Consider the following 23,421-nt stretch of genomic DNA (forward strand, 5'->3'; position numbering starts at 1 on the left):
TCTATCCAAAAAATTGAAAATAGTATATATCTATAGCTTTAAGAGTCTCTCATAACAAGCTTTTGTATTTTCTCCTGTTATTTTTGAGATAAGCTTTGCTTGAACTTTCTTTGGCAGATCAAGCTCTAAGATGTCATTTTGAGTTACGGCGCTACTTTTTTGTGCAGCAGATGCACTAATGACTACAACCCACTCACCGCGAATATTTGCACCTATTGTTTGTTTTATCTCATCAGCAGTTCCAAAGTAGTAGCTTTGATGCTTTTTTGTAAGCTCTTTTGCTAAAAATATCTCTCTTGATGGATCCTCTTGAGCAATTTCAGTTAAGAGCTTTTCAACTCTGCGCGGAGACTCATAAACAACCGTGGTAAAGCCGCTACCAAGAGCACCCAAAAGAGAAGCCTCTCTATCTTTACCCTTATGAGGTAAAAATCCCCAAAAAAGCATCTTTGTTTCTACAAATCCACTTGCAACAAATGCTGTCAAAAGCGCATTTGCTCCCGGTAAAACATCGTAAACAACACCATTTTTTTGGCAATACCTAACAAGTGCTTGACCCGGGTCACTGATACCGGGCATCCCCGCATCACTTACATAAACAACATTCTGTTCAAAAAAAGAGTTCTCAAGAGACTCTATAAACTCTTTTTCATTATGTGAATGGAGTGAGATAAAATTTTGCTCAGGCTTAAAAGATGTGTCGTAACGCTCTTTTAGTATGTGGATTAGTTTTTTTGTAACGCGAGTATCTTCGCATAGAAGTGTATCGGCGCTACTTAGAGCCTCAATAGCTCTAAGCGATATATCGCCTATATTCCCAATTGGAGTCGGGAGAAGTGTAAGCAAGAGGAGTCTTGATTATTTTTTTGCGTAACGTTGGTTGAATTTTTCAATTCTTCCTGCGGTATCTACCATTCTCTCAGAACCTGTAAAAAATGGGTGACACTCATTACAGATATCTATTCTCATCTCCTCTTTTACACTCTCAGTCTCAAAGCTGTTTCCGCATGCACAGCTTACTGTACAGACTACTAATTTAGGGTGAAGATCTTTTTTCATTTTTTTGCCTTTTGACACTCGTTTGTGTGCGAATATCTATATATTTTTTAAATCCGTATGGGGGCGGATTTTTAAGAATGGGATTATACCAATATTTATCTTAAAACAGTATTTTACTAGCTATTGCAACAACTGCACTCTCTGAACGCAGTACCATAGGTGTGTTTAGTCTAAATCTTTTTAAAGAGCTAAGAAGCTCTCTCTCTTTAGGAGAAAAACCACCCTCGCACCCTATTAAAACAGTTCTTACGTCACTATAATCCTGCAGCGTATCATCACAAAAATCAAATACGTTAGTATCCGGAAACTTTGCTATGAACTCCTCTACACTTCTATATGTATCAAACTCTATATAGTTGCTTCTTCCGCTTTGCTGCATTGAAGCTTCTATGATTCTCGTAAATCTTTTAAAATCAAGTTTAATGTTTTTTTGACTTCTTTGGCATGATATAAACGAGACTCTCTTAACACCTATTTCACAAAGAGAAGGGAGAACTTTTTCTATTGAGTTTGCATCTATAACACACCAACCTATATGGAGGCTTTTGTTACTCTTTACCTCATATAACTCTGAAGAGATAAGCGCTAGCTCCGCACTTCTTGAATCAAGCGTATCGACTCTATATCTATGCAAGATTTCCAATTTTTCTCTTGACCTAAAAGATATCTCATCTCCCTCCTTATGGCGGCGGGCTTTAATTAGATATTTATAAAGCTCACCTCTTATATGTAGAGTCTGCTCCCCTGCTTCATCATTGAGCACATATATCAAAGCCACATCCAAAAGGAGATACTAAGAGTCACAAAAATCTCCCATAAAAATATCTTAATTGCATACGCTTTAAAGTTTTTAAATGCGTCTGGATCTTTTTTATTAATGTGACTAAGTGCTCTTGAGCGTTTTATCTCAAGATATATCAAAATAATCGCAAAGAGTATCATAGCGATATTCTCTATCGTAAAGTCCAGATGCTTTGCTGCCATCATAACAACCCCGGTAAAGATAACCATACCTATAGTAGTTGATACAATCGGCGTAAAAAGTAACATAGCTCTTGTGTACTTTGTTAAACTTTTTATACCATATAGCATAACAATATTTGCAAAAATAGCGCCTAAAACTAGCCCAACACCCCAGTTGTGTGTTACAATACTCATATCATACATTTCATTCATAGTGAAATATTACAATAAATTCAATAAAAAGAGGCTCTTAAAATTAAAGAGGCTCACATGAAAGAAGAGATATGGCAGTTACTATAGAAAAAGCACTTGAGTATATTTATAAAAACGCTACGGCAAAATCACTGAAAATAGTGCCGCTTGAAGAGGCTTTAGGCTCTGTTTTGGCAGAGGAGATTACCGCATGCCACAATCTTCCGCCATATGATAATTCGGCAATGGACGGTTTTGCCGTAAAACTAAATGATGCAGGCAAAGAGGTAAAAGTAAATCACACTATATTTGCAGGAGACAACTCAAAGGAGGAGCTAGAGAGCGGATTTGCCATCAAGATAATGACTGGGGCTAAAATCCCTTCGGGATGCGAGGCAATCGTTCCTATAGAAGATGTTACTGATGCGGCTGGCGGTGTTAGGCTTCCCATTAATATAAAAGCATCAAGACATATACGTTTGTGCGGCGAAGATATAAAAAGAGACTCAACTCTACTACACAAAGGGCAAAGAATCTATGCTCACCATATTACGCTTTTAGCGTCGCAAGGTATTAGCCATATAAAGGTTTATAAAAAGCCCAAAGTTGCCATCTTCGCTTCGGGAGATGAGCTTAAGATGCACTATGAGAGCATAGAGTCTTATCAGCTCTACAATACAAACAGCCCTACCTTTTTTAGCAGAGCAAAAGAGCTTGGCTGTGAGGTTGATTTTATAGGTACTGCATGCGATTCACTTGAAGATATCGCAGAGCATATAAAAAGCGCTCTAGAGAGCGATTTAATAATAACTTCCGGCGGCGTAAGCGTCGGGGATGCCGACTTTACAAAAGAGGCATTTGGTAAATTCGGTTATGAGATATTTTTTGACAAAGTAGAGATAAAACCCGGTAAACCGACAACATTTGGGCGAATTAAAGATACTCTGGTATTAAATCTCCCGGGAAATCCGCTAGCAGCAGCACTCAATTTTGAGCTATTTGCTCAAAGCATCATCTTGGCTCTTAGCGGAGATGAGGCAAAATACATCTCTACAATAGAGACAAAAATGGGAGATAACTGCACTATAAGGGGAGGCAGAAGAACGCTTATTCCTGGATACTTTAACGGAGAGGAGTTTATGCCTTATGATAAATTCTCACCTGGAATGATAACACCTCTAGCGCTCTCAAATGCTTTTATCATAGCTGATGAAAATTGTCAACTAATAAAAAAAGAGAGTAGAGTCAAGATAATATCCACAAGGTTTAGCTTTAACTCAAAAGAGCAAAAAAGCCTCTCCTGTGGTTAAACACTCTTAGGGTTAATAAAGCTTTCGCCGTTTTTTATCTTCTCAAAGAGTCTGGAGTCTTGCCAACCCTTTTGTATCTCTTGAGAAAATAGAATCTCATTTAAGTCAATTTTGCCCATTACCTCAGAGTAAGCATCCTCTCTAAATGCCTCTGCGTAGCCTGTTGCCGTCTCATGGATTATTACGCTGCGGAGTTTTACCTCTCTCTCCCCGTTAACCGTGCTTGTAAGTTTTAAGAGCTTGTCAATAAGTACAAAAAATATTCTGCTAAACTGCTCAGCTGATGGAGAGAGAGGAGTAACAACCCACCTTGCAGAGTGCTTTTTCATATCTTTTATATACTCTTCATCGTCACTGCTCCATATAGTTATAGCATGGTCAAAGCTATCAATAATGTCTTTCATATTCTGCTTCATAAGTCCAAAATCATAGACCATCTGACCGTTATCTAAAAAATTTGACTCAAAAAGAAGTTCAACTCTGTATGAGTGTCCATGAATGGAGCTTCTGCATTTTATACTAGAACACCCTCTTACTACATGAGCGTTTTCAAATTTAAAAAGTTTTCTTATTATCATAAATTAAACACCTCTGTTTTGATCCCAAATTCTTATATGCAGCCTGTCACTAAAATTGTAGCCTTTTGACTTACAAAACTCTATTAAAGGCTCTGTATTAGCTTCCACTTCCTCTTTTGTTCCCCCAAGAGGCATACAGTAAACCTGCGTGTTTGGGGAGTGCATAACTATCTCTTCTATCTCCTCCTCAAGCCCTAAATCTATCGACTCTGCGTCTATAGAGAATTTAAAAAAGGCATCTTTGGCATTTGTGGCAATAGCATTTATTATATCGCCCCTGACTCTTTTGCTAAATGGCTCATTTGAGTTTGAGAGTTTTACCGATAGTGCAAACACAAACTCTCTGTATATTGGGTATTTTTCAAAATTAACACTTAAAGAGGCATTTGTCTCAAATGTAACTCTATGTCCTGCCTCATTAAGAGATTGTAAAAACTCTATAAAAATAGGCTCATTTGCATATATAAGCGGCTCCCCGCCCGTTAAAACAATATCTACACTTTTTGGCAACTCATAAAGCTCTAAAACGCCAAGTAGCTCTTTTGCACTATTTATAGGAACCCAGTTTTGTAAAAAATGCTCCTTGTTTACTGCATATACAGTATCGCACCCCAAAACCTTGCTGCCGTTTGGGGCACTCTCCTCACATCCAAAACCCTCACACTTCATATTGCAGCCGCCAAAACGAAAAAAGAGAGAAGGAGTACCGACATAACGCCCCTCACCTTGAATGGAGTAAAAATGTTCTACCAGATATATCATCAACCGCCCGTTTCATAAAAAGCGCGTGATGAGACTTCGCCGTCCTCTCCGCCCCAACGGTTCTTTTCAGGTTTATTTTTTACAACTTCTCTAAGCACTTCAGCAGCCCCTACTACATCTCCACCTTTTATAGCTTTGCTAATACTTAGTGCCTCATCAAAATAAAGACATGGAATTAACTGCCCCTCTGCAGTTAAACGAATACGGTTGCACTGCTTGCAGAAATCATCCTCATACGGCTCTATTATCCCAAATCTATAGCCATCACTCATTCTATAGTAGTGCGACGGTGATGCACCGTCAAACCCTTCATCTTCAAATCTGTAATGTTCTCGCAGACGTGATAAAAGCTCCTCTGATTTTAATCCGCTTATCTCTTTAGAGGCAAAACTGTTCTCCATATACTCTATAAATCTTATGCTCATGTTGCGTGTCTTACAGTACTCCAAAACATCTACAATCTCATCGGCATTCATATTTTTCATAGGAACCATATTTACTTTTACTTTAAGTCCGACGGCTCTTGCTTCCTCAACACCCTCTAAAACATTTGCCAAGACATCTTTGCCGGCTATCTTTTGCGCTACTTCGGGTTTTAGTGTATCAATACTGACATTTAGCCGTTTCAATCCGGCCTCTTTTAATTTTTGTGCGGTAGATTTAAGTAAATAGGCATTTGTCGTCATAGCCAAATCTATATCTGGAGCGTAGTCATAAATCATTTTTATAAATTTATCCAAATCTTCTCTTAGAAGCGGCTCTCCACCTGTTATGCGGATTTTTTTTATTCCCTCATCTATAGCAACTTTTACAAATAAAAAAAGCTCCTCAAATGTTAGAAGATTCTCTTTTGGTACCCATGAAAAAGGTTTCTCGGGCATACAGTATTGACATCTGAAGTTACATCTCTCTGTTACGGAGATACGAAGATAATCAACTACTCTTTGGTAGCTGTCTATTAGCATAATAGTTCCTGACATTTCAAATATCTCTATTTGAAATTATAATAACATCTATAAGTTTGTCTGTATTATATCTTTTGGAGGTAAAAAGTAAATTAAAGTATATATAATGATAAGTATGTGTTTAAAAAAGAGAGGGTATCAAGCCACAAGGAGTGGCTTGAAAATTTTGACTATTTTGTAGAAAATTTGTAGTCTAGCATTGCAACGAATTTTGTCATGTCAACATTTGTTGTAACGTTTGAAGAACCAGTTACGTCGTCTGCATCATATTTCACAAACTTTAAAGTACCAGTTAGGTTGTTTACATTAGGAACTGCTCTTGTATATATAATATCAAGCTCATTACCGTAATCAATACTTCCTACTTCACTAGAGAAGTCATGATAGATTGCTTTTAGTGTACCGAACTCTTTTGATTTATAACCTAGTGTAAAGTTTAAATCCTCAAGACCTTCATCCGGTGTAGTTAAAAATATATCTCCATAACCGTTATGTGCATGTAGTGTAGCTAAAGGAGTTTGAAATGCAGTCTCTGTTCCGCTTGCATTTGCTCCACTTAGCACTTCATACTGAATACCCACTAAGAAACCGCTAGCATTTGCATTAAGCTCTATATTGTAATAGTTAGCATCTTTGTCTTGAGCGGGTGTACTAAAGCCGGAAGCTTCCATTGAAGGATCTTTTTGCGCTGCATACTCTGCACGGTAATCAAGCTTTACACCATCAATAGCATTCACATTACCAGTAAGTGCTATACCGTAAGTATCGCTTCCGCCATCTAAATTATTATCACTGTTCTCACCAATTAAGTATCCATATGCAGTAACTTTTAACTCATCCATTACTTTATATGAAGCATTTAAAAGAAGAGTTCTAGTGTCAATAGTATCCTCTGAAGGCGTGAGATCAGAGTCAGCCTTTATCGTATTTACTTGAGTAACATAAGATGCAAATAGATTGAGATTTTCAATACTATTATATGTAAGTGTATAAGCATCAAATGTTTGGAACATCTGTCTCCAACCTACCGCTCCTACAAATCTTTGGTTATCAAGGTTAATCATTTGACGACCGATTCTTAACTTTGGATCTCCAAGACTTATATCTAAGTATGCTTGTGTAAGACGTGTCTGCTCAGGATCTGCTACAACTTGATGATTCTCCCCATTTGATGTACTGTTGTAGTTATCGTTTAAAGCACGAACATCAGTCATTTCTGCATATGCAGAGAGCCAATCCGTACCAAACAAATCAGCACCAATTCCAATTTTTAGACGATTAGTTACAGCATTCGCATTTGGTGTAGCGTTCTTTTTATCGACCATCTCGTAGCGTGCTCTTGCTTGACCATCTACTTTAATATTGCTTAATATTTCAGTCCCCTCAGCTTGAGCAGAAACCGAACCTATACCCATAACCATGACCGCAGCCATTGACATTTTTACCATTTTTCTCATCTATTCTCTCCTGTTTTGTCTCTTTATACATACAGATTTGAAGTGATATATAAGTGATAATTTTATCACTTATATATCACTTCAAATTATGAAATGTATTAGGACGTCACATATTCTACACCCCCGAATTTTAAACTTTGTTTAAATCATCCTCTTTATTACCGATTTATTTACAATTTGTTATTAATTGTACATATTAAGCGACATTTTATATAAATTAAAATTTTAATTGCTATTTTAATCTGTTATAATTTCGCCATGAGATTTAGAAAACTTAAAAAAAACAGAAATACTACTGATAAAAAAGAGCCAAAAAAACTGACTTATGCGCCCTATAGCTCTAGAGTCAAAGCTTTTATTACAGACCTATTCATGATATATGTTCCGATACTATATCTTATAACATATGTTGCAATGAATGGAAAAGATGATTTTCAATCATCGCAGCTTGCGCCCCTAATCGGTGTTAGCGTATATGGAGTAATTTACGCTTTTTTACTTAGCAAGTTTGGACAAACCCCCGGAAAAAAAGCTTATGAGATGAGAGTAGTCAATGATACAGATGGCAATAATATATCGTTTTTAAAAGCTATTATGAGGTTTATCGCTTTTTTATTTACTGCTACAACTATACTAGGTCTTCTTCTTCCTTTTTATAGAAAAGATAAAAAAGCTCTGCATGATTTAGTGTGTAAGACGATTGTTGTAATTGAGAAAAAGTAAAATAGAAGATGACTTGACTCCAAGGAGAGTCAAGCCTTTATAGGGTTAATGAAGTTCTTTCCAAACTGATCTTTTCCATAAGTATGCAAAGATAGCAAAAATAAGAATGTACCACATCACGTTAGCTCCAACAGATGCTCTCTCATGTCTTTTTGTATCACCTGCATCTGCCATATGTTCAATAATTTTTTGGGCAGCATCGGCAGTAACACCTACTCTAGGCATTGCAGTACCGGCCAAGTGTGCTTGAGGATCTTCTATAAAAGTGCTTAGGAAGTGCTCACTTCTTGAACGAATATATGCTGATAAATCCGGAGGAAGTTTACCCATATATGCCGTTAACGCCTCTTGATACTCTAGTACCTCAATATCGTATGCCAACGCATCTTTTTCAAACTTAAATGAAGGCTTCGTTCCTAGTTGTGTCCAGTTTTCATATCTCATCTCATGACATCTACCACAAGCATTTTCATATGCCATTCTTGGTGTTAGCTCATCTTTACTAACTGCTATGGACTGCATGTATGCAACCATATCTGCAACTTCTTGATCAATATCTCCGCCAGCGCCGTAAAAAGCAACCATTGGGTGCATTTGACCTTTAGCTGCATCAAATTTATGCTCAACTTTAAGTGCATGTGCAGGATTTTTAATAAGGTCTGCTAAGAATTTAGCATCATAAACCGCACCTGCATCACTTAAGTCCGGTGGATTTACACCATATACTCCCGCAGCAGTAACAGCATCCATATTTGCCGGTATTCCCTCTTTAGTAATTGAGTGACAACCTGTACAGCCACCGGCTCCCATTGTCAGCTCTTTACCGTTTGCAACATTACCGGTTTTAGTAATTGCCGGTAAATCTGCATAAGCAAAATTTTGACTCTCAACATGTTTGTGCATTACAGAGTGCGCAAATGGCTCAACTAACCAGTACGTTAGGAGACTAAAAGCAACAACAACAACCAGTATTAAAGGTTCTTTATTTTTCATCCTATTCTCCTTATACTTTTTTTTCATTCATAGTTATAAACGGAAGGGCAATCCATAAAACTATAAACATTAATGCAGCAACTAAACCAATAGTGCTAAATATACCTTCTGGAGGTAGTTTACCCATAGCGGTTAAGACTATCATATCAATCAATAGCAACCAGAACCAAATCTGAAACAGACCGCGACGGCTTGCCGGAACTGTATTTGGACTTCTATCTAACCAAGGAAGAAGAACAAAGATTACTTGCGCAAAACCAAAAGCTATAAGACCGATATTTACAGAGAATGGGCGTAAAATCTCATATGACCACAAGAAGTACCACTCTGGGTAGATGTGCGTAGGAGTTTTAAGCATATCTGCAGGATCAAAGTTTACAGGATCAAGTGCAAAACTGTAGTTGTAAAAAACAAGATAAAAGAAAAATATTAAGTAGATACCTACTATCATCATATCTTTACTCATAAAGTCATTAGCAAAACGCATAACTTTAGAACCGGCTTTATCACCAGCTAAATATTTTTTACTCTCAGCTTCAAAATCAATCTCTTCACCATCTTGATTATTAACATGTGGAATACGAAGAGCTGCAAAGTGAAGCCCGATTAATCCGATGATAACCAATGGTAATAAAAGAACATGAAGCATAAAGAAACGACTCAAAAATGCTTGAGCAGGAACATAATCACCACGAATCCACTCAACAAGACCATCTAGATGTAAATCACCAAGACTAAAGATATTAGTAATAACCATACCTGCCCAGTAACTCATTTGACCCCATGGAAGCATATAGCCAGAGAAAGCCTCTGCAGAAAAAGTTACAAATAGTAGCATCCCTGAGATCCAAATCATCTCACGACCCTTCTTATATGAGCCGTAGTAGATACCTGTAAACATATGAATGTAAATAACTAAAAAGACTACAGATGCTGCCACACCATGGATATGTCTCCAGAGCCAGCCAAAGTCAACTTCTCTCATAATTGTGTAGTTTACACTGTCAAATGCTAAGTCAACATGCGGTTGATAATACATTAAAAGGAAAATTCCAGAAACTAGTAGTAGTGCAAAAGTTATTGCTAAAACCATACCCATTGCCCATAAAAAGTTAATGTTCTTTGGAATCCAATACTCAGATGCCATAACCTTTTCAACTTTTTCAATTGCTAAACGTTGATTTAACCAATCTTTAATGCTTGTTGCTTTTGTAAATTGTGCCATAATTAATCCCCCTCCCTAAAGCGTTATTCCGCTATCTTTCATAGCTTTGTATTCAGGGCCTACTTCGCCAAGAATTATATTGTTACCTTCAATTTTAAATGGAGGAATATCAAATGCACGTGGTGGTGGAACTTTAGTTACTTCACCTGCCCAGTTAAACATACCACCATGACAAGCACATAAAAATGACTCCTCTGCAGCATTATAGCTAGGAATACAGCCTAAGTGTGTACATAAACCGATAGCAACCATAAACTCAGAATCACCTATGATAACGCCTCTTGCTTTTTGACTCTCTGTTTGCTTAGCAATCATTTCAGCAGTTTTTTTCAAAACAAAGATTGGCTTTCCTCTCCATTTTTCAGTTACTAGCTCACCTTCTGGATATATTGACATATCAAGAGTAGTAAAACCTGCTGCTTTAACGCTCGGAAGCGGATCCCAAGACTTTTTCATTGCAACCAATGAACCAACAACACCGACACCTGCCACGGCACCAAATGCTCTACCCATAAAACCTCTACGGCTACTGTTATGCATCTCTAAGCTCTCTTTCTTAAAAAATTTAGCTCTGATTATACACCAAATTACTTTTAATTAATTATAAATTTAAGTTTTCTTTTATAAATTCTTGCAATCTGTTACTATTTTGTCTCATTTTTGAGTAGGTATGATTATTTAATGAGCTTATAGTATCAATAAGATGTTCTTTTTCATAACTTCTAATAACAGGGATATTTAGAGTCTCAAAAAGTTTTAAAAACTCTGTTGTATAATCCTCTCGTTGCACATATATGGGCTTTGAGCCGGCTGCAAGACTCTCTAGAGTGGCTTGAGGGGATGATGTAATTAAGATTTTTGATTTTTTTATAACGGTGTCATACTCTTCAAACTCATGATAGTTTCTGAATTTTTTCTTAAGCATATCTTCATAATCTAAGAAGTAGTAAAAACCTAACAAGAGGTCAGGATTTAAATCCTCTATAGATGTTAAATTTTTCTCCAAATCTTTCTCATAATCATCATCACCGAAAAAGAGAGAGAGTTCAACTGTTTTCTCCTCTTGCAAAAAATATTTATCATCTACTGCTACTGTGTTACAGATACCCTCCCCGCTAAGATATGGCGAGATTAAAAGTTCTTTGTCTGCTTTTACATCATCCACGCTATCGCTTACACGAATGAAAGTAGAGAAGTACTCTCTCATATCTTCTAGCATTATCGGATTTGCTTCCTCTGAATCAAAGATAAGCTTATCGCCATGCTTAGCGATTTGAGGAATATTTCTAACTACATCTATACCGACTGCTTTATCTACGCCAAAATGCTTCGCCTCATTCGCAATGCGAAAATCAGAACAAAGAAGCGTAATGTCTATATCTCCTAAAGAGCGGATGATTGTACATGCTCTTCTAAACCTGTCAAGCCCTATTCTGTGCCCTGTGTGTACATAGTAGTAGATATTCATCATCTTCCTTTAAAATTTGCTTTTTTTGCATCAATCTTTATAAATATATGTAAAATCTCGATAGCTGCCGGAGTAATTCCGCTTATCTGCGAAGCTGCTTGGAGTGTCGGAGGATTATAAGTCTCAAGTTTTTCAACTATCTCTCTGCTTAGTCCACTGATTTTTCTAAAATCAAACTCTTGCGGTATCTCAATTTTGAGATACTTTTTCATCTTCTGAATCTCCTCGCTTTGTTTATCTATATAGCGTGCATATTTTCCCTCAACTAAAATCTCCTCTTTTATGTATAACTCATATTTTTCTAATTCCGGAACAATTTTTACCATTTTTTCTATATCAAAACTCTTTCTTGCTACTAGTTGTTGTGCGGTAATACTATCTTTTATCTTCTCTTCACCCATACTCTCTAAAACAGCTAGAAACTCTTTGTTTGGAGTAAAAACAGTCTCGTTTAAAAGCTTTAGACCCTCTTGAATCTGCTTATCTTTTGCTTTTACTTTTGCATAAACCTCATCGTCAATAAGTCCAAGAGCGTGTCCATAACGGCTAAGTCTTGTATCTGCCGACTCTTCACGCAATAGCAGCCTGTATTCAGCTCGTGATGTAAACATGCGGTATGGCTCTTTTGTACCTTTTGTAACTAAATCATCTATCAAAACACCTATATATGCTTCATCTCTTCGCAGTACAAGAGGCTCTTTTCCCTGCAGACTTAGAGTTGCGTTTATGCCGGCCATAAGACCTTGTGCAGCAGCTTCCTCATAACCTGTTGTTCCGTTTATCTGCCCTGCAAGATAGAGGCTTTTTATCTTTTTAGTCTCTAGTGAGTGCTTAAGCTCTCTTGGATCTACAAAATCGTACTCTATGGCATAACCATAACGAACTATCTTTGCATTTTCCATACCTTTGACTGAGTGAATCATCTGCTGTTGAACATCAGGCGGAAGCGATGTGCTTAAGCCGTTTATATAGCACTCTGTATTTTCTCTTGTTTGAGGCTCTATAAAAAGATGGTGTCTATCTTTATCTCTAAAACGGTTTACTTTATCCTCAATACTTGGGCAATATCTTGCTCCCGTTCCACTAATCTGCCCCGTAAAGAGCGGGGCGCGGTAGAAGTTACTCTCTATTATGTTATGGGTATCTTCATTTGTATAAGCGATAAAACATGGAATCTGCTTTTTAGTTTTTCTAAACTCATCACGGTCGGTTCTAAAGCTAAAAGGATTTGGAACTTCATCTCCATCTTGCTTCTCCATAACCGAAAAGTCAATAGTTGAGGCATCAACTCTCGCACATGTTCCGGTTTTTAACCTCTCCATCTCAAAACCGCATGCCTTAAGTGAGTGGCTAAGTCCTATACTAGTCTGCTCCCCAAAACGCCCTCCTTCTTGCTGTATCTCTCCTACATGTATAATGCCGCGTAAAAAAGTCCCGCTTGTTATAATTACTTTTTTAGCCCTATACTCATTTAAAAGATTAGTTTTTACCCCTTTTGCCTCGCCCTCTTCAATGATAAGCGACTCTACCATCTCCTGAACTAGCTCAAGGTTTGGTGTAGTCAGTATCTTGTTTCTAGCAATCACGCGGTATCTGTCCATATCTATCTGCGCGCGGCTTCCACGAACGGCTGGACCTTTTGTGTGGTTAAGTATGCGAAACTGAATTCCTGCTTCATCGGTTATAAGAGCCATCTCTCCACCAAGAGCATCTATCTCACGGACTAAATGCCCCTTTGCTAAACCACCGATTGCCGGATTACAGCTTGTCGCACCCACATTTTCGGCAAGCATTGAGATAAGTAGAGTTTTGCTACCCATTCTTGCACAACTAAGAGCTGCTTCAACTCCTGCATGCCCACCGCCGACAACTATTACATCATAATTCATATATAAAATTCCACTTCTTACTTAATTAATTTATTAAAGCGAATTTTATCATTTTTGAGTATCATTTGCGTAATATATTCTAAATAATGGTTTAAACTTATGATAAAAAAAGCACACGACGCATATAACAGCCAAGACTTTAAAACTGCCTTTGAACTATATGAGCAACTCTCAGACAACGGCAATGCAGATGCTATGACCTCCTTGGGCTACATGTACCAAAATGCGCAGGGTTGCCAAAGAGATGATGAAAAAGCACTAAAACTTTACCAAAAAGCTGCAGAGTTAAAACAGCCCTATGCACTTTATAATCTCGCCATACTCTACATGAATGGACTAGGCGGGGTTGAACATGACCAGTTTAAGGCACATGAACTCTACATGGAAGCAGCCATTAGAGAAGTTCCACAGGCAATGTATGAGGTGGCACTTATGTTAGAGCGTGGACTTGGATGCTTGCAGAACTACTCCGAAGCTGCTTTTTGGTACGAAGAGGGAGCAAAACGCGGAAATCTTGCATCTTTTAATAATCTTGGTGTCCTATATAAAGATGGACATGGTGTTGAGATGAACGAGACAAGATGCTTTATCTGCTTTAAAAAGGCGGCTGATGGCGGACTTGCAGAGGGACTTTACAACCTTGGACTTCTCTACGATCAAGGAGTTGGATGCGAACAAAATCATGATACGGCACTTGAGTACTGTAGAAAAGCAGCCTACAAGGGGCATAAAAAAGCAAAAGAGATTATTCAAGGGCTTCAAGAAGAGGGCAAGATCGTCTTCTAAATTTATAACGCTATGGCAATAAAGCTAGCCTCTTTGAAGCAGAAATAAAAGGAAAACATATGTTTACTGGACTAATACGTGAAATTGCACATGTTAAAAGCTTAGCAGGAAGCACACTTAGCCTTCGTGCCAAACATAAAGCTAAGATTGGCGATTCAATCGCCATAAATGGAGCATGTTTGACTGTCATAAGAGTAGAGCATGACGGCTTTAGTGTTGAACTCTCTCCTGAGAGCCAGAGTGTTTTGGCGATGGAGAACTTCAAAAACGAGGTTCATATAGAGCCTGCCATGATGATGGGAGATAGATTTGAAGGGCACATTGTTCAAGGGCATATAGATGCTATTGGCGAGATAAAAGAGATAAAAAACAGCGGCAACTCCTTTGATGTTTTTATAAAAGTTGAGAAAAAATTTATCCCCTACATTATCCCCAAAGGCTCCATAACAGTTGATGGTGTAAGCCTAACTGTAAACGAGGTGTTTGACGATAGCTTTAGACTTACCATAATACCGCACACTATGAAAGAGACTCTCTTTAAAAATTATCGCAGAGGCTCTCATGTAAATATTGAGACCGATATGTTTGCAAGATATGTTGAGCACATTATCTCTCGTAAAAAAGAGACTCTTTCATGGGATGATATCGACTCCATATCAGCTAGATACTAACTGATGTTACATACTAAAACGAACGCGTCCGTTTTAGCAGGAGGGACAAATGTCCCTTCCAACCCCCTAAAGCTACAAAACAAAGTTTCTTTAGGAAAAACATTGTTTTTCGAGAACTACAAGGTCAAATACCAATGAAATACAAAGCACTTAAAGATTACTTTGGGCATAACAGCTTTCGAGAGTTTCAAGAAGAGGGAGTTGATGCTATATTAAATGCTCAAGATCTGCTTATGATTCTTCCAACGGGTGGCGGAAAATCTTTAGTTTATCAGCTTCCAACCATGTTAAGTGACGGCATAAGTATCGTTATCTCTCCTCTTATTGCTCTTATGCAAGACCAAGTAGCCTCACTTCAGGCGCAAAATATGAGTGCCCAGATGATAAGCTCTGCGCAGAGTCGTGATGAAGTAGATGAGATTATAAAAAGAGCGTATGCGGGGGAGTTAAAGTTCTTATATCTCTCGCCGGAGAGGCTCAACAGCCAAACAACACTCAGCATGCTAGGAGGTTTAAATATAAACTTTTTTGTTATTGATGAAGCGCACTGTATCTCGCAATGGGGGCATGAGTTTCGTGATGACTACAGAGCGCTTGGAAACTTAAAAGCAAACTTCCCAAACACCCCAATCTGCGCCTTTACAGCAACCTCAACAGAGCATGTAACTCATGATATTTTAAGGGAGTTACGACTTGAGAATCCGCTGCTTTTAAAGGGTAAAGTATTTCGTAAAAATATCTTTATCTCCGCACAAAGAAGGGTCTCCAACGGACATGAACAACTCAAGGCCTTTTTACATCGTCATAAAAAAGAGAGCGGAATCATCTATGTAAGTTCACGAAAAAAGTGCGAGGAGCTAAGTAGCTTTCTTAATAAAAGCGGCTACAAATCTCTGCCCTATCATGCAGGATTGCCCCAGCATGTAAGGGAGCAGAACTTCAAAATATTTGTCAACGACAAAGTTGACATCATGGTAGCAACTATCGCTTTTGGAATGGGAATAGATAAGAGCGATATCCGTTTTGTAGCCCACATGTCGCTTCCAAAATCACTTGAGAACTACTACCAAGAGATAGGACGTGCGGGGCGGGATGGCGAAGATGCAGAGGTTTTACTCCTCTTTAATGCAGCAGACCTAGCCCAACATAAAAGATTTTTGCAAGATATTCAAAACAGCGAGTACAAAGAGCATCTAAACCAGAAAATAGAGACTATTTATAAATATGCAACAGGAGAGATTTGCTTTCACAAACAACTTGCCGACTATTTTGAAGATACGATTGATGATTGCGCAAATAGATGCGATAACTGTTTAAGTAGCGATGAAAAGAGGCAAAACATCACAAAAGAGGCGCAAATGCTTCTAAGTGCCATCTATAAAACAGAACAAAATTTTGGTAAAAACTACATTATAGACATTCTAAGGGGCTCAAAGGAGCAGAAACTTTTGGCAAACGGTGCTGAAAAACTCTCGGTTTACGGCATCGGGATGCATCTTGCTAAAAAAGAGTGGTTTGTTATTTTAGAGAGGCTAATAGAGCTAAAAATTGTTCACTTGGGAGAATTTAGCGTTCTAAAACTCACAAATGAAGCGGCTGATATCTTAAGAGGTAAAAAAGAGCTTTTCATAAAATCTTCACGCCTTGAGATAAATATAAAAGAGAAAAAAATAAAGAGCGAGGAGACGCTTGATTTTGATGCAGAACTCTTTGAGAAGTTGCGAACAAAACGAACAGAACTTGCAAATGAACTTCAAGTACCTGCGTATATAATCTTTTCAGATAAAGTACTTAAAAATATCGCCGCATCCAAACCACATGACAAAGATAGTATGCTTATGGTCAACGGCATTGCACAAAAGAAGTTTGAGCAATTTGGGGAGGCATTTTTAGAGGTTTTTAACAGTTGATGTCATAAGCATGTTATCAAATTTAATATTCTATAAAATATTTGTAATAATATAATCACTTTTTGATATACTACTTTATATATAATCTTGTAGAGGTTTATCCCATGAATATTTTAAAAATCTTTCTTACCCTTGCCCTTTTTTACAGTTACTCTTTTGCAAAATCAGACACTCCTGATGCACAAACTGCTTTAAAACATGGTGTAACTCTCGTAGATACAAGCACAGCCCTCTCTTTAGAAAAAAACGGTGCAATATTTGTAGATACTAGAAAAGTTCCTGAATACGCACTTGAGAGAATATATGGCGCTATCTCTGCCTACTATGACGAAAAGGGAGGGGATAGTAATAAAATTGCAGATTTTGACGATAGCAACGACATCTACAACAATGCAAGACTCCCAAAAGACAAAAATGAAAAGCTGATTTTTTACTGTAACGGCATAAAGTGTTGGAGATCCTACAAGGCGGCTGTTGCAAGTGTAAAAGATGGATATAAAAATGTTTTTTGGCTACAAAGCGGCATAGGTCAATGGAAAGATGATGGGTTAAAGGTTGATGGTGTCAATGTTCTCCAGATAGAAGATATTCAAGAGACAAAGGAGGATATATCCAGTTATATTGCCATAATCTCTTTAGTTGCAATAGCCCTTGTTATTTCTCTCTTTTTTATATTTAAAATACTCGTTTACAAAGATAATCTGCTAATCTCAAAAAAACTCCTTAGCAATATATTTGTCGTAATTATTAGCATGATAGTCCTTGGCTACTTCTCTTTAAATGCTTCGCGTGGCGGAGAGAACGCGCTTGAGACAATATATGAAGATAATTTCAAACCGCAAAATGAACTTTTTGATGCAATTAACGATTTTAACTCAATTCAAAACAATATCTCCAATGCATTAACGGGCATGATTGCTTTTGAAGGTGCTAGAATTGCACTCATTCAGACAAGAGAAAATCTAGAACTTGTAATACAAAATGTAATTAATAGCTCATTTTATAAAGATGAAGAGATAAGAAGCTCATTTAATAAAATAATAACCGAGTATAAAACTTCAACTAAAATCTTAGATGATATAGAGCAAGCTTACAGCAAAGATAACAGAGAAGTTTTAGCAAAGATAGCTTCAAATGAGTGGGCATTAACTAGTGCAATAATAAATAAAGAGTTCAATGCCATAAAACAAAAGGTCAACAATAAAATTAAAACTATCTACAGCGAGACCTCCTCATCTTTGGAGAAAACATTTTACAATATATTGATTTTAATACTATTTTTCATAACAGTATCGGCACTTCTAAATTTTAGACTCTACTCCTTCATAAAAAACGGTATCTCCTCAATAAGAGAGACTATTGTCTCTACTCTAAAGACACTTGATTTGTCTAACGAGAAGCCGCTTTATAAAAAAAACGATGAGCTTGGAGAAGTCTCTACCGCTTTTATAGAGTTACTTCAAGAGGTTCGCAAAGCCCTAAATGAGGCAAAAAACTCATCTGATTCAAACAGCAGACACACTCTTGAGATGAAAAACAGCGCCTCCTCAATAAGCGAAGGTGCAAACCAAGAGTTTGAGCTAGTCAATGCTACAAAAAATATGAGCGATGACATGAAAGAGAAGCTCAACACAACCACCCTTAATGTTCAGGAGACTCAAGAAGTTACGGCAAAAGCAGAGGATAATCTACAAGAACTTCAGACAAATGTTTTAGATATAGTAGATAAGATTCAACGAAATGCCCAAACAGAAGAAGATATCGCCTCTCACCTTAATCAGCTAACAAACGATGCACAAAAAATTAGTGATGTTTTAGCAATCATAGAAGATATTGCAGACAAAACAAATCTTCTAGCCCTTAACGCTGCCATAGAAGCAGCACGTGCAGGCGAACATGGAAGAGGCTTTGCAGTTGTTGCGGATGAAGTAAGAAAACTCGCTGAGAGCACTCAAAAAGCAATAGGCGAGATTTATGCAAACATAAGCATAATTATTCAATCCATAACAGATGCAAGCAACCAGATGAATCAAAATGTTGAGAAAACAAGAGCCCTTAGTGATAACTCAGAGCTTATGAGAGAGAAACTCCAACATACGAAAGATATTATAACCTCAACTGCGGATTTGGCATCTTCATCTCTGCAAAGCACGCAAGATGTACAAGAAAAAGCGGAGCTTATTTTAAATAATATAGAATCGATAGACAAAATAGTAAATAAAAACAGACAGAGTGCTCTTGATATCTCAACAGGCTCAAATGAGCTCTACACCATCAGTCAGACGTTAAAAACACAGCTAGATAAGTTTAAAACCTAATCCATAAGAGGTTTAGCATCTGGATTGCACCCTATCTTATGCTCCATATCCACATACTTAAATCCCTCTACCTCTTGCATAGATGCCACCGTAGAGTCTCTAAACCCTTCTCCGCCGTTTACATAGATGTTAAAGCCATTGGCATAAAGTGCCAATCTTGTAGCCAGAGAGATTGAGTATGTTGTTAAAACCCCATCTTTTTTTATTATATTTTTTATGTCACCAAAATACTCTTTTGTCCACAAAGCAGGATTTGAACTAGGAGAAAATGCATCTTGATATACTATGTCAAATTTATCGCACTTGAAATTTCTCACATACTCTCTAGCGTCTCCAAAAAAGAGTTCTACATGTAGAGCTTCATCTTGATACAGACCGCTCTTTGTCAACTCTGAAATAATATGCCTAAACTCTTCAAACTCCTGCGGGTAAGTAAAGTTTAGTAGTGATTTTACAAGCGAGGAGTCAAGTTCAGGGGAAAAAATATTTAATTTAATGTTGAGAGAATTTTTCTTAATGTAGTAGATAGTTGCCAAAGTATTAAACCCAAGCCCAAAGCAGATATCTAAAATATTTAGCTCCCTAGCTCCTGCTTTTAATCTAAAAGCAGGCTCTACATGCTTTATGAGCGACTCATAAAGTGCACCATCTTTCGTGGAGTGGTAATGTTCACCATACTCCTTCGAGTAAGCCGTATAACTGCCATCCCCACTTAAGACCATTGAGTGAAGTTCGTCATTAAAGTTTTTCATTTTGTCCATTATATATTAAATATTTTTTCATACTGCTCTACTCTAAAATCCAGAGTACTGTAGTTAGGATTTATAGCTCTTTTTTGTTTAAAAGTAGGATTTGCTCCTATAGAGCGGTTGGCGGCATTGGAGGGAGAGATTAGTGAGTAGGTGGTAATAACTCGGCTATCAATTGTAAATGTATGCTTACGCAGATTCTCATCTGCGCACTTTTGCAGCTTAAGTTCGTGGGTTTTGAGTTGTTGTTTGAAAAAAAACTCAGGTCCATTTTTAGAGCCGCCGCCGGTAAAAATGAGAGTGTGAATATTTTTATAGGTTTTTATAAAGCCTACTAAGTCCCGCAAAACTACATTTTGTATGCCAATATCGCTGGCATCTATTTTATATCTCTCACAAGAGTCTACAATATCGCAAATCCCTATACGCTTTTTTATTAAAAATGCTTTTCTTTGAGCTACTGCCTCTTTGGAGTTGTCAAACAAAAGATCTAAGTCATAGATGCGATTAAGCGCTTGCCATAAAAGATTATCTTGCGAACCATAACAAAAGTCCACATCTTGAGGCTTTAGCTGCTGCATAGAAAATCGAGGCGGCGGAAGTGTTCCCACGATTACTTTTTGTGTATTTAAGTCTAAAAAAACATCATATGGATGATAGTGTTTAAAAGGAGATTTCATCTAAGCATTATACAAAAGCAAATTAAACACAATCCACTTTGAATAGGTACTAAAGACCGTTACCCCACATATGCATCTTTTTTGCCATGACTAAGTCATAGCCATCTACTATCTCTATCTCATTTGGGGCTCTAAACTCATACTCTTGGAGCATCTCTTTTACAGCTTCAACATCCATTACCCCTTTTTTCTCCATAATTATTATATTTGCGGCATTTGCTAGCGTATGGTAAGCAAGCTTTAAGAGCATATCTTTACTCTCATGAATGTGAAATATATCTTTAAAAAGAACTATATCATGATCCCTTGGAGTTGCCCGAAAGGGGTGTTTTAAATCTTTTATCTGCTGAATATTTGTGGATAAGAGCTCTATCTTTTGCTTTAGAGTTTCTTCGTTATAAAGTGCAAGATTTAACTTCCCCTCAACACTCTGCATCATCTGAGAAAAAAGCATCGTAACTTCATCTATCTCCGTTGAGACCTGTAGATAGTGATTACCGGGAAGAGGATTGAAAAGTTTCCTAAAGAGCTCAAGATTTTTCATAACGCCTCTAATATCTCATCTCGTTAAGCTCTTTAAATAGATAGGCTTCGACGATATCATCAATACTTCTTTGCGTGTGTGCGACTAAAACCATCATCCCAAGCTCAATAAAGGGCCAGACATATTCGTTATCATTCTTAACTACTAACACTTGGCTCTGATTATCAAAGGCATCTCTTGCTTCATTTTGATTTATCTCTACAACCCTACCATCTTCTACAAGTAGCTGTATCCACACTTTTGCATCGTTAATAATGCTTATTTGTGCCTCTTGCTTGTTGCTGTCATCCATTGGAATTAAGATATACATCTGCTACTGCACTTTTGCCAAGTCAAGAGAGAGTGCGTCATTATCCATTATGCCTATACCGCGCTCTAAAACTTTTGAAGCTATCTCTTTTGCATCTAAGAGCGAGTGCATCTTATATGTTCCGCACTGATAGACATTAAGCTCAGGAATATCTTTTTGCTCTTTTACATTTAGTATATCCTCCATAGAGGCTCGCCAAGCCTCACTTACAACACTCTCATCCGGTGTACCTATTACACTCATATAAAAGCCTGTTCTACAACCCATAGGAGAGATATCAATAATCTCAACATCTTTGGAGTTTAGATGATCTCTCATAAAGCCGGCAAAGAGGTGCTCTAGCGTATGAATCCCCTCGGATGATAAAATCTCATGGTTAGGACGAACAAAACGCAGGTCAAATACCGTTATATCATCGCCTTTTGGCGTTTTCATCCCTTTTGCACGGCGAACGGCAGGTGCGGGCATAATCGTGTGGTCAACTGTAAAACTATCTAGTAAAGGCATATAAAATTCCTATCTTTTAAAATTGATGTATTTTAACATCTTTTTATTTTACAAATGGTAACAGAGACGTTATCCTAGAGGATAAATTATAATAAAATATTATAAATCTATCTAAAATATGAACTAATTTGAGCTACTATTCATTAACAACAAAATAAGGTGTAAATTAATGAAGAAGTTAAGTATTAAACTAAGGCTACTATCTTTAGCGATAATCCCAATTATCGCTATAGTACTTCTATCTATCTCTATGGTATTAGATACTATTAATGAGAAGAACATTTTAGAGACAACTAAAAAGCGTGTTTTAGAGACAGAAGCTCTTGCAAAAGTGATTCACTGCATGCAGGTTGAGAGAGGTCTTAGCGTGGGGTTTGTTGCAAGCAAGGGAAAAAACAACGGGGATGATATTCCGTCATTAAGGAAAAAGGTTGATACTGCTTTAGATGAGCTAAAAGCCGTCTATAAGCTAACAAATGGCGACGATACAGTCTTAAACTCTTTTGTAAACTTGGGTCAAAAACGAGCAGCTATCGACTCACACTCTATACACGAGACAGAAGTTGGAGCATACTTTACAAACATAGTGATAACTCTTGTAGATGCCACTACATCTGCACCCTCACTCATCGAGAGCAAAGATATAAGAAATACACTTCAAGCTTATACACACATGGCATCTTCAAAGGAGTCCATGGGACAAATTAGAGCAAATCTCAATGTTGCTTTTAGCCGAGACTCTTTTACAGAAAAGAATTACTTTGCATTTTTAGGACGCATAAGTACCTACGAGGTCAATATACGAAAATTTACCCACCTTACATCTAAAGAGTTGAAAAAATTCTACGAAGATAGCTATAAAGGTGAGGCAGTAAAGAAGACAAATCATATGATAGATATAGCAAAAGAGAGAGGCATGGAGGGAGGTTTTGGTGTTGATGCTTCTGTATGGTTCTCAAACGTTACCGCTTCAATAAACCTTCTTAGAGATGTAGAGCTCGAACTTTTTAAAGTTACAAATTCTACCGTAGAGGAGAGACTTGAGGAGGCTGCTTCTGATATAGTAAAACTAATATCAACCGTAATTATCGGCATAGTTATCTTTACCTTTTTTATACTATATTTTATAAAGATGTCTATCTCAAATCCGCTAGAGAGCTTTAAGACGACTCTGCTAGATATTACAAAAAATAACGATTTGACAATAAAAGCAGACGAAAACGCTCCGCTTGAGTTATCGCAAATGGCTAACGGCTTTAACTCTCTCATAAGCACCCTTAAAGACCTCATAGAGACCTCAAAGCAGTCATCAAGTGAGAATGCTTCCATATCTCATGAACTCTCTACTACCGCTATGGGTGT

At 37.4% G+C, this 23,421-nt stretch carries 25 protein-coding genes; 7 read left to right on the top strand and 18 right to left on the bottom strand.

The features are described 5' to 3' along the window. Positions 1-30: 30 nt before the first annotated feature. The 4 genes from rsmI to M0Q20_RS05055 form a co-directional block, all read right to left on the bottom strand. Positions 31-846, bottom strand: a complete 816-nt coding sequence (rsmI, locus tag M0Q20_RS05040; RefSeq protein WP_295059079.1) for a 16S rRNA (cytidine(1402)-2'-O)-methyltransferase — start codon at positions 844-846, stop codon at positions 31-33. Positions 847-858: 12 nt separating this feature from the next. Further along, positions 859-1,059, bottom strand: a complete 201-nt coding sequence (gene rpmE / locus M0Q20_RS05045; RefSeq protein ID WP_295059080.1) for a 50S ribosomal protein L31 — start codon at positions 1,057-1,059, stop codon at positions 859-861. A gap of 100 nt (positions 1,060-1,159) precedes the next feature. Further along, complete coding sequence (locus tag M0Q20_RS05050) at positions 1,160-1,837, bottom strand: 16S rRNA (uracil(1498)-N(3))-methyltransferase (RefSeq protein WP_295059081.1); 678 nt, start codon at positions 1,835-1,837, stop codon at positions 1,160-1,162. Next, on the bottom strand, positions 1,828-2,217 hold the full coding sequence (locus M0Q20_RS05055; RefSeq protein ID WP_295059082.1) for a hypothetical protein: 390 nt from the start codon (positions 2,215-2,217) through the stop codon (positions 1,828-1,830). The genes M0Q20_RS05050 and M0Q20_RS05055 overlap by 10 nt, the downstream gene beginning before the upstream one ends. Before the next feature lie 89 nt (positions 2,218-2,306). On the opposite strand from M0Q20_RS05055, the gene M0Q20_RS05060 reads away from it, so the two are divergent. Continuing rightward, positions 2,307-3,524 (top strand): molybdopterin molybdotransferase MoeA, encoded by a 1,218-nt coding sequence (locus tag M0Q20_RS05060; RefSeq protein WP_295059083.1) that lies wholly within the window; start codon positions 2,307-2,309, stop codon positions 3,522-3,524. Here the strand turns inward: M0Q20_RS05060 and M0Q20_RS05065 are convergent. The 4 genes from M0Q20_RS05065 to M0Q20_RS05080 form a co-directional block, all read right to left on the bottom strand. Beyond that, positions 3,521-4,102: a 6-carboxytetrahydropterin synthase gene (locus M0Q20_RS05065; RefSeq protein WP_295059084.1), complete on the bottom strand. Its 582-nt coding sequence runs from the start codon at positions 4,100-4,102 to the stop codon at positions 3,521-3,523. The two genes, M0Q20_RS05060 and M0Q20_RS05065, sit on opposite strands and share 4 nt — an antisense overlap. Before the next feature lie 3 nt (positions 4,103-4,105). After that, positions 4,106-4,864, bottom strand: coding sequence for a 7-carboxy-7-deazaguanine synthase QueE (locus tag M0Q20_RS05070; RefSeq protein WP_295059085.1), 759 nt, complete (start codon positions 4,862-4,864; stop codon positions 4,106-4,108). Further along, on the bottom strand, positions 4,864-5,829 hold the full coding sequence (gene moaA / locus M0Q20_RS05075) for a GTP 3',8-cyclase MoaA (protein WP_295059086.1): 966 nt from the start codon (positions 5,827-5,829) through the stop codon (positions 4,864-4,866). The genes M0Q20_RS05070 and moaA overlap by 1 nt, the downstream gene beginning before the upstream one ends. A 170-nt stretch (positions 5,830-5,999) precedes the next feature. Beyond that, the gene (locus tag M0Q20_RS05080; protein WP_295059087.1) at positions 6,000-7,286 is read right to left on the bottom strand and encodes an alginate export family protein; all 1,287 of its coding nucleotides are present in this window, start codon (positions 7,284-7,286) and stop codon (positions 6,000-6,002) included. Positions 7,287-7,544: 258 nt separating this feature from the next. Between M0Q20_RS05080 and M0Q20_RS05085 the strand changes: the two genes are divergently transcribed. Further along, positions 7,545-8,009 carry an RDD family protein gene (locus M0Q20_RS05085; protein WP_295059088.1) on the top strand — a complete coding sequence of 155 codons (465 nt, stop codon included), beginning with the start codon at positions 7,545-7,547 and terminating at the stop codon, positions 8,007-8,009. A 45-nt stretch (positions 8,010-8,054) separates the two neighbouring features. On the opposite strand, the gene M0Q20_RS05090 is transcribed toward M0Q20_RS05085, so the two are convergent. The 5 genes from M0Q20_RS05090 to mnmG all read right to left on the bottom strand — a co-directional run bounded on the left by M0Q20_RS05090 (position 8,055) and on the right by mnmG (position 13,584). Continuing rightward, positions 8,055-9,002 (bottom strand): c-type cytochrome, encoded by a 948-nt coding sequence (locus tag M0Q20_RS05090; protein WP_295059089.1) that lies wholly within the window; start codon positions 9,000-9,002, stop codon positions 8,055-8,057. A 10-nt stretch (positions 9,003-9,012) separates the two neighbouring features. Beyond that, positions 9,013-10,227: a cytochrome bc complex cytochrome b subunit gene (locus tag M0Q20_RS05095; RefSeq protein WP_295059090.1), complete on the bottom strand. Its 1,215-nt coding sequence runs from the start codon at positions 10,225-10,227 to the stop codon at positions 9,013-9,015. A gap of 15 nt (positions 10,228-10,242) precedes the next feature. Then, on the bottom strand, positions 10,243-10,767 hold the full coding sequence (petA, locus tag M0Q20_RS05100) for a ubiquinol-cytochrome c reductase iron-sulfur subunit (protein ID WP_295059091.1): 525 nt from the start codon (positions 10,765-10,767) through the stop codon (positions 10,243-10,245). Between the two features lie 61 nt (positions 10,768-10,828). Next, complete coding sequence (locus M0Q20_RS05105) at positions 10,829-11,695, bottom strand: hypothetical protein (protein ID WP_295059092.1); 867 nt, start codon at positions 11,693-11,695, stop codon at positions 10,829-10,831. Next, entirely contained in the window at positions 11,695-13,584 is a 1,890-nt protein-coding gene (mnmG, locus tag M0Q20_RS05110) for a tRNA uridine-5-carboxymethylaminomethyl(34) synthesis enzyme MnmG (RefSeq protein ID WP_295059093.1), read from the bottom strand. Before mnmG ends, M0Q20_RS05105 begins: the two co-directional genes overlap by 1 nt. Before the next feature lie 99 nt (positions 13,585-13,683). Between mnmG and M0Q20_RS05115 the strand changes: the two genes are divergently transcribed. The 4 genes from M0Q20_RS05115 to M0Q20_RS05130 all read left to right on the top strand — a co-directional run bounded on the left by M0Q20_RS05115 (position 13,684) and on the right by M0Q20_RS05130 (position 19,269). Continuing rightward, the gene (locus M0Q20_RS05115) at positions 13,684-14,370 is read left to right on the top strand and encodes a tetratricopeptide repeat protein (RefSeq protein WP_295059094.1); all 687 of its coding nucleotides are present in this window, start codon (positions 13,684-13,686) and stop codon (positions 14,368-14,370) included. Between the two features lie 59 nt (positions 14,371-14,429). Further along, complete coding sequence (gene ribE / locus M0Q20_RS05120; protein WP_295059095.1) at positions 14,430-15,041, top strand: riboflavin synthase; 612 nt, start codon at positions 14,430-14,432, stop codon at positions 15,039-15,041. A 134-nt stretch (positions 15,042-15,175) separates the two neighbouring features. Then, positions 15,176-16,951, top strand: coding sequence for a DNA helicase RecQ (gene recQ, locus M0Q20_RS05125; RefSeq protein WP_295059096.1), 1,776 nt, complete (start codon positions 15,176-15,178; stop codon positions 16,949-16,951). Positions 16,952-17,055: 104 nt separating this feature from the next. Next, complete coding sequence (locus M0Q20_RS05130; RefSeq protein WP_295059097.1) at positions 17,056-19,269, top strand: methyl-accepting chemotaxis protein; 2,214 nt, start codon at positions 17,056-17,058, stop codon at positions 19,267-19,269. Here the strand turns inward: M0Q20_RS05130 and M0Q20_RS05135 are convergent. From M0Q20_RS05135 to luxS, 5 genes are read right to left on the bottom strand one after another with little or no spacing between them, the layout of a single operon-like run. Then, complete coding sequence (locus tag M0Q20_RS05135) at positions 19,266-20,021, bottom strand: MnmC family methyltransferase (RefSeq protein ID WP_295059098.1); 756 nt, start codon at positions 20,019-20,021, stop codon at positions 19,266-19,268. The genes M0Q20_RS05130 and M0Q20_RS05135 overlap by 4 nt on opposite strands. An 8-nt stretch (positions 20,022-20,029) precedes the next feature. Then, positions 20,030-20,698: a uracil-DNA glycosylase family protein gene (locus M0Q20_RS05140; RefSeq protein WP_295059099.1), complete on the bottom strand. Its 669-nt coding sequence runs from the start codon at positions 20,696-20,698 to the stop codon at positions 20,030-20,032. 49 nt (positions 20,699-20,747) lie between these two features. Continuing rightward, complete coding sequence (locus M0Q20_RS05145) at positions 20,748-21,242, bottom strand: hypothetical protein (RefSeq protein ID WP_295059100.1); 495 nt, start codon at positions 21,240-21,242, stop codon at positions 20,748-20,750. 7 nt (positions 21,243-21,249) lie between these two features. Further along, positions 21,250-21,552 carry a hypothetical protein gene (locus tag M0Q20_RS05150; RefSeq protein WP_295059101.1) on the bottom strand — a complete coding sequence of 101 codons (303 nt, stop codon included), beginning with the start codon at positions 21,550-21,552 and terminating at the stop codon, positions 21,250-21,252. 3 nt (positions 21,553-21,555) lie between these two features. Further along, complete coding sequence (gene luxS, locus M0Q20_RS05155; protein ID WP_295059102.1) at positions 21,556-22,059, bottom strand: S-ribosylhomocysteine lyase; 504 nt, start codon at positions 22,057-22,059, stop codon at positions 21,556-21,558. A gap of 169 nt (positions 22,060-22,228) precedes the next feature. Between luxS and M0Q20_RS05160 the strand changes: the two genes are divergently transcribed. Further along, the coding region (locus tag M0Q20_RS05160; RefSeq protein WP_295059103.1) for a methyl-accepting chemotaxis protein at positions 22,229-23,421 on the top strand (1,193 nt) is incomplete at its 3' end.

This window comes from Sulfurimonas sp. (assembly GCF_023229025.1).
Lineage (GTDB): Bacteria > Campylobacterota > Campylobacteria > Campylobacterales > Sulfurimonadaceae > Sulfurimonas.